General features: G+C 38.4%; 6 protein-coding genes. 5 read left to right on the top strand and 1 reads right to left on the bottom strand.

Annotation, left to right across the window (positions count from 1 at the left end; translation table 11 throughout):
• Window positions 1-112: 112 nt before the first annotated feature.
• On the top strand, window positions 113-1,519 hold the full coding sequence (locus ACUNWA_RS10055; RefSeq protein ID WP_445591772.1) for an AAA family ATPase: 1,407 nt from the start codon (window positions 113-115) through the stop codon (window positions 1,517-1,519).
• A complete protein-coding gene (locus ACUNWA_RS10050) occupies window positions 1,512-2,117 on the top strand; it encodes an HNH endonuclease (RefSeq protein WP_445591771.1) in 606 nt (201 codons plus the stop codon). Before ACUNWA_RS10055 ends, ACUNWA_RS10050 begins: the two co-directional genes overlap by 8 nt.
• 96 nt (window positions 2,118-2,213) lie before the next feature.
• On the opposite strand, the gene ltrA is transcribed toward ACUNWA_RS10050, so the two are convergent.
• On the bottom strand, window positions 2,214-3,521 hold the full coding sequence (gene ltrA / locus ACUNWA_RS10045) for a group II intron reverse transcriptase/maturase (protein WP_445591770.1): 1,308 nt from the start codon (window positions 3,519-3,521) through the stop codon (window positions 2,214-2,216).
• 816 nt (window positions 3,522-4,337) lie between these two features.
• On the opposite strand from ltrA, the gene ACUNWA_RS10040 reads away from it, so the two are divergent.
• From ACUNWA_RS10040 to ACUNWA_RS10030, 3 genes are all read left to right on the top strand, one after another.
• The gene (locus ACUNWA_RS10040; protein WP_445591769.1) at window positions 4,338-4,769 is read left to right on the top strand and encodes a hypothetical protein; all 432 of its coding nucleotides are present in this window, start codon (window positions 4,338-4,340) and stop codon (window positions 4,767-4,769) included.
• A 14-nt stretch (window positions 4,770-4,783) separates the two neighbouring features.
• Window positions 4,784-5,080 (top strand): hypothetical protein, encoded by a 297-nt coding sequence (locus ACUNWA_RS10035; protein ID WP_445591768.1) that lies wholly within the window; start codon window positions 4,784-4,786, stop codon window positions 5,078-5,080.
• Between the two features lie 1,021 nt (window positions 5,081-6,101).
• Complete coding sequence (locus ACUNWA_RS10030) at window positions 6,102-6,452, top strand: hypothetical protein (protein WP_445591767.1); 351 nt, start codon at window positions 6,102-6,104, stop codon at window positions 6,450-6,452.
• The last annotated feature ends 208 nt before the right edge of the window (window positions 6,453-6,660 follow it).

Raw genomic sequence — 6,660 nt, 5'->3', positions numbered from 1 at the left:
ATAGCTACAAATTTAAAAAGGCACATACATCTAACACTAAATAAACGGCATTAAAAAGTCCGTTTATTCTTAACGTTAGGCAACATAAACGACACGATACCAAGATGACAAAATGAGCAAATTTAGATTGAATGACATAGTAATTGATGACAAAGCTATTCAGACTGATAGAATTAAACTTGTCAATGGGCATGATTTATCATCAGGAAACTACATCTCATTGATAGTTGGTAACAATGGTACAGGGAAAAGTAGAGTATTGAGTAATATTGCAAGGTACTTTGTTGATGCGTTGAAACATAGACCGAAACCTCTTTTTGGCTCGGATTTTACCTACAATCAACTTCCAAGTAAAGTAATTGCTGTTACTAATAGCATATCGGACAAATTTCCAGTAGATGATAGTTTTCGACCTTCAAAAAATAAAAATGATGATACATTCTATCGTGACTTTAAGTATAATTATTTAGGTACTCGAAATCGTGTTAATAGTTTTTCAAATAAAGCTCTAATGAATAGGGCGTTGGATATAATATTTGAAAATTATTCAGAACTAGATATATCAAGGAATTATAGACATGTTTTTGATTATTTAGATTATGAACCCATTTTGAAATTGGAATACAAAATCAGCTCAAAGATATATCGCTATGCAGGAGAAAAAATTTCACCTCAAGACTTATTCAATTTCATTGACAATAGTAGCGCAAGCGACAGATTTAGAAGGTATTCAATGTCTCGATATAAAGATATTGTAAATAACAAAATTGATGAACTTTGCGATTTTTTGAATGCATATCGGTATAGGGATAATGAGATATTAATAAATTTCTCAGAGAAAAATATTTCTCGTCTCGCACATGATAAAACGAAATATATTGATAATGTAGAATCGTATAACCTTATAGGAATTCTACGCCAATTAGATTTAGTTAGAGATATTGAAATTAAAGTTTATAAAAAAGGTGGATTTGAGTTTAATTTTAGAGAATCAAGTTCGGGTGAAGCAAACATACTATCAACCCTAATAGCACTAATACCACTAATTCAAGATAACAGTTTAATTCTAATTGATGAACCAGAAATTAGTTTACATCCTCTTTGGCAATCTCAATATATAAATTTACTAAATAAGATTTTTTCAAATAATTATGGTTGCCATATTATAATAGCTTCACATTCACATTTCCTTGTGACAGACTTACATCCTGAAAATTCTTCGGTTATTACATTAAAGTATAAAAAAGGAATAATTGAATCGGAATTGATTTCTGATTCAACATTTGGATTGTCAGCAGAAGATGTGCTATTAAATGTTTTTGGTCTACCATCAACCAGAAACTTTTATTTATCTCAAATTGTTTCTGAATCTCTTGAATTATTGGCTGATAATAATCGTTCTTCGACAAAATTAAATAAATTGAGAAATCAATTGTCTTCATATTACCCTCTTATGAAAGAAAATGACCCATTAAAAAAAGTTGTATCATTAATTTTAGAGGAGAATTTGAATGAGTAACATTATTAATAATCCATACATTTTTACCTCGGATGAGCTTGAGATAATTAATGATAATTTTACCTCTTACAAAGATTGGTCGAAAACCGTTTTTGACACACTTAAGGCAAACTTAATCGAACATTTACGAAAGGAACAAGATAATAAATGTTGTTACTGTAAGAATGAGCTTGGTTATGACATTAAATCAGTTGATATAGAACATATAATACCGAAATCAGAATATAGTGACTTCACTTTCTGTAATTTAAATTTGGCATTGAGTTGTCCAGGTTGTAATACAAAGAAAAGCACAAAACCTGTACTAAATAAAAAGATAAAGAAATATCCTAGCAACGGAAATCCTTTTTTAATTGTACATGCGCATTTTGACGAATATGATAAACATATAATAAATAAGGAAGAATGTATTTATATTGCTCGAACAGCTAAAGGTAGCGATACAATCAAGTTTTGTGAGTTGTTCAGATTTCTAGAGATTCTCGAAAAGTCGAAAAAGAAGATAACTGAAAAGTCTGTTATATCTAAACTTGTTGAAGAAATACGGACAGGGGATTCTGATAAAATAAATGAACTGAAAGAACTATTAAATAACTAATAACGTTGCCTAATCGAGTGGGAAGCCGCTAGGCTAAAAGCCTAGCGGAGAACCCCTCACACCACCCAGCGTACGGGTCTCGTACTGGGCGGTTCGTTAAGTCATAGGAAACAAAACCGTACTTGGTTTAACTTGATTGTAGAGTTCCTGTAAAGGAATGTAACCACGCGTTTTCAGTCGATCAATTGTAATTGTAGTCCCCAAAATCGGGCTTTGAGCAATACGCCAACCACCCATTCTCGACCGGCTCCATTGATAGGCTTGTCCCTGTTCAACCCCCAAACGAATCAGGTTTTTCCTTTTCCGTTCCGGTTTTTTCCAGTGGTGCCAGATGCAGTAACGGAGTCGGTTCCGTAACCACCCGTCCAGTTCAACGAGTTTGTTCTGGATGCTTGCCATACGGAAAGCATTAATCCAGCCCCGTTGCACTTCGCCCATTTTTTCGATACGTTCATCAAAACTCATGGGAGTGGTTTTTCGGGTGATGGTTTTTAGCTTTTGCTTCAAGTTGCGCCAACTCTTTTCCGAAACGACCAATTGATATTTGCCGCGTTCTCCTTTCTTGTAGGTTGGCACAAAACCAAATCCTAAACAGGTAAAATGTACCGGTCGGCGAATGCCGCTTTTCTCCCGGTTGATAGTCAACTTCAACTTCTTCTTAAGAAACTTAAAAATGTTGTTGCCTACCTTTCGGGCTGTAGCTTTCGTTTTAACGTAAGTGCTAAAATCATCGGCATAGCGGACAAAACGCAAACCCTGCCGTTCCAATTCCCTGTCCAGTTCATGCAACATGATGTTGGACAGTAAGGGGCTCAGAGGACTTCCCTGCGGTACGCCCTTCCGGCGCTTGACCAGCTTCCCGTTTATTTGTATCGGGGAGCGAAGCCATTTGCGAATAAGGCGTAGGGTTTCGCAGCATTTGATCTTGCGGTAAAGCAGTTGTAATAAATAGCAGTGGTCTACCTCATCGAAAAAGGTCTTCAGATCAATATCGACGATATACTGATAGCCCTTGTTGATGTAGCCCTGTGCTTTTAAAACTGCCTGCCCAACGCTTCGCTTAGGGCGGAATCCAAAACTGGAATCCGAGAACTCATATTCGAACCGTGCCGTGATAACGTGCAAAACCGCCTGTTGTAACAAACGATCAGTTACTGTGGGAATACCAAGTAACCTTGTTTTCCCTTCTCCTTTCGGAATCGCTACGCCTAAAATGGGTTGGGGCAAGTATTGACCACTACGAACTTTGGCTGTCAGTTCTCCTTTATCAATTGATAAAAGTTCCGACAGTTTACATACAGGCATGTGGTCAACCCCAGCCGAACCGTGGTTCTTTTGGACTTTGTACATAGCCTGTAACAGGTTTTTTCGCGATAAAATTTGCTCAATCATTTTAGTTTCCATCTTTTGTTTCCCTGTCCCGTCTAAAACAAGGCTAGATTCTGCTCCCGCAGAAAGCTTCCTTGCCGAATTTAGGACAACTTAACGTTCGGCCCTTCAGCTTATCGGTGAGTCCTCCGCCTTTTCTGTGACGGCTCGTTTCCAAAACCTACTATGGCCTCTGCTGACTTCTCATCAGTCCTAAAACCGATGAGACCTCCCCAGGTAAGAGCATCTTCCTTCCTCCAATCGCTGCCTGATCTACTATTTTGGCACTCATTCATTGCTGAATGTTTCGGACGTCACAATGATGTGCTTGCTCATCCCGCCTCATAGCCTCATATCAGATTCCTGTTCGTCAGTACCGGAGTTTGCCGGTTGGCTTCCTTCACTGCTGCAGTTACCCGCAACCAGCTTGCCACTTGCTAACGGTTCGGGGCGTTACCCCCGCCCGTAAGGGACTTTCACCCTATGGAATGAAAACTCAGATTCCACAGGGTAAACCCTCTGGAATAATTTCATGCATCACACTACCATTTAACACTAAAAATTTGTATTTTAAACATTTTTCCAGAGCTTTCAGTAGTGTGTGCACATGCTCATGCTGGGCACACACAATGGCTAATAAAGCATAGGCTTGCCGCAGGCGCAACACAAGCCTACGGCTTCATAGCCTTAACGTTAGCGGGCAGTTTGAAAAATTCAAAACATTGGTTTTTAGACAAAAAAAAGCAACCAAATGAATATTTCTTACATCTAACAAACAGACCTAACTTGAAAGTTTAATACACGGAGAATGAATCGTTTTTATTGAAAAAAAACAATTAAAATCAAACTACAATGAGACACCGATTAAAAATAAAGAATTTCATCTTCGCACTTTTTGTCCTAAGTTTTGTGAGCTGTGACAAAGACGAAGAACTTTCCTTTTCAGACTTAAAAGGTGTATACAATGGAACTTTTACCGTGGAATATTCCGAAGACCCAATTTTTTATGACCAAATGGAGCTTTCGAATGAAGTAACCATCGAATTTGAAAATGGAAATTTTTCGTGTTCGAGTGGAGAAAACCACATTCCTGCAGGAGGAAGTGGAAAATATGAGATGAACGACAATAAAATCACTTTTAACGATGAGAATGGATGGTTTGCTGACTTTGACGGCAACTTAGTTTTAGATGGAGAATATGACATAAAGGAAGAGAATTCCAAAATCATAATTTCTGCCCATAAAGGAATTGGATTTTATAAGTATCAATTAAAAAAACAATAAAAACCAAATCGACTATGACACGAAAAATTTTAATCGGATTAGCACTGGTTTTTGCTCTATCCTGCAGTAAGGACAATGACGATGATTCTATAAGACAAGAAAAAGGAAATGTTTGGCTAAGTGGTGGTTTAGCATATTGCGCTGAGCAAATTCATCTTGACAATGGAGACACATTAGTCGTTAATATTGAAGATGTAATATCTTTTACTTCTGGAGATAGAGTTAGAGTAAAGTACAAAGAACTTGGTATAAATGAATCATGTATACCTGGGATTGACTGTGAAATTGTCGACATTGAAAAAATAGAATAAAAACCGACCCGCTAATCGAGTAGACGGCCGGTGAGCTAATAGCCCACCGGAGCGCCTCTCACACCACCGTACGTACGGGTCTCGTATACGGCGGTTCGTTGAGCATCAATACCATGCTCTTTTCACCATGATAGCTATGTCCGAGTTTAGGATATGGCTAGATGAGTAAACTCAAGCTTCCATATCGAATTTAGGACAGCCCAACGTTTAGCCCTTCCCTAACTTGTGAGACCTCTGCAACTAATGCAGCTCGTTACTGCTAGGTACTATGGCTTCTGCTGACTTCCTGACGGAGCTTGCGCTCATCAGGATCTCCCCAGGTAAGAGCATCTTCCCTACCTACCGGCAGGCAGGCTTCACCCAATCGCTGCCTGATCTACTACTTCGGTGCTCATCCCTTGCGGAATGTTTTGGACGTCGCCTCCCAGCAACCTGGCTCCTCCTTAAATTTGTCCACCGGACAAATTCTTAACAGTCGGTCCTGTGCTTGCTTATCCGACCCCATAGCCTCATATCAACCGCTTTGCTCTTCTCTCATCAATGATCCACCGGATCGTTGGTTTTCTACGAAAACTACATTCATTCACTGTTCGTCAGTACCGGGGTTTGTAGTGGTATTTGCTCATTAATCAATCGCAAATAACCTTCACTGCATGGGTCACCCCAAACCAGCTTGCGACTTACTAATGCTTCAAGACGTTACTCCTGCGCATAAGGGACTTTCACCCTATGGAATGAAAACTCAGATTCCACAGGGTAAACCCTCTGGAATAATTTCATGCATCACACTACCATTTAACTCTAAAAATTTGTATTTTAAACATTTCTCCAGAGCTTTCAGTAGTGTGTGCACATGCTCATGCTGGGCACACACACGCGGCATAAAAAATTGCCGGGATAGTAGGTTATTCAACGATTGTAGCACGCTTCAGCTTTTGTGCAATTGGACAGTGAATCGCCCGCAATCGGCAACATTTTCATCCCGCCATCCGTTGTAAGCAAGCAAAAAAATTAATAGAAAATGAAATTTTACAAAATAGCATCTTACTTATGTACCTTTTCATATATTCTTCTTGGACTTTTAACAATTGGAAGTATAATAAATGGCACTATAGGATTATACATCAACCTAATTATGGGAGTTCTTTTTACTACTATAGGCTATTATTTATATGCAAAAGCAAAAAGTACAATAAAATTGATAGACAACATAAAAAAATTGAATAATGAAAAGCAAGTAACTTTAAATTCTATTGCTCAATTTCTGCTTTTTGAAAAATTATTTATTGTTATAAGCCTTTTGTTCGGAATTATCTTGCTATCAGCAGTTATTTCAAGAGTGTTTGGGGAAAACCTTCCAGTTTTCGGATAGGTATAAAGTGATACATAAATGAAATTAGAAAATACTGATGAAAGGAAAAAAGCCAGCTTACAATCGAGTAGACGGCTGACGAACTAATAGTCCGCCGGTGCACCTCTCCCACCACCGTAGGTACCCGGCTATTGACCGAACGAACCGAAGTCATCCGATCAATAAAGCACCATCCGGTGAGTAAAAAATACAAGAGATACGCGTTGAC

This window comes from Sunxiuqinia sp. sy24 (assembly GCF_052677165.1).
Note: the sequence above shows the minus strand (reverse complement) of the source record. Positions and strands in the feature narration are given on the sequence as shown.

What these genes read in the sequence shown, in the direction of transcription:
- ltrA (WP_445591770.1), bottom strand. Translation starts at nt 3,521, where the DNA reads ATGGAAACTAAAATGATTGAGCAAATTTTATCGCGAAAAAACCTGTTA.
- ACUNWA_RS10055 (WP_445591772.1), top strand. Translation starts at nt 113, where the DNA reads ATGAGCAAATTTAGATTGAATGACATAGTAATTGATGACAAAGCTATT.
- ACUNWA_RS10030 (WP_445591767.1), top strand. Translation starts at nt 6,102, where the DNA reads ATGAAATTTTACAAAATAGCATCTTACTTATGTACCTTTTCATATATT.
- ACUNWA_RS10040 (WP_445591769.1), top strand. Translation starts at nt 4,338, where the DNA reads ATGAGACACCGATTAAAAATAAAGAATTTCATCTTCGCACTTTTTGTC.
- ACUNWA_RS10035 (WP_445591768.1), top strand. Translation starts at nt 4,784, where the DNA reads ATGACACGAAAAATTTTAATCGGATTAGCACTGGTTTTTGCTCTATCC.
- ACUNWA_RS10050 (WP_445591771.1), top strand. Translation starts at nt 1,512, where the DNA reads ATGAGTAACATTATTAATAATCCATACATTTTTACCTCGGATGAGCTT.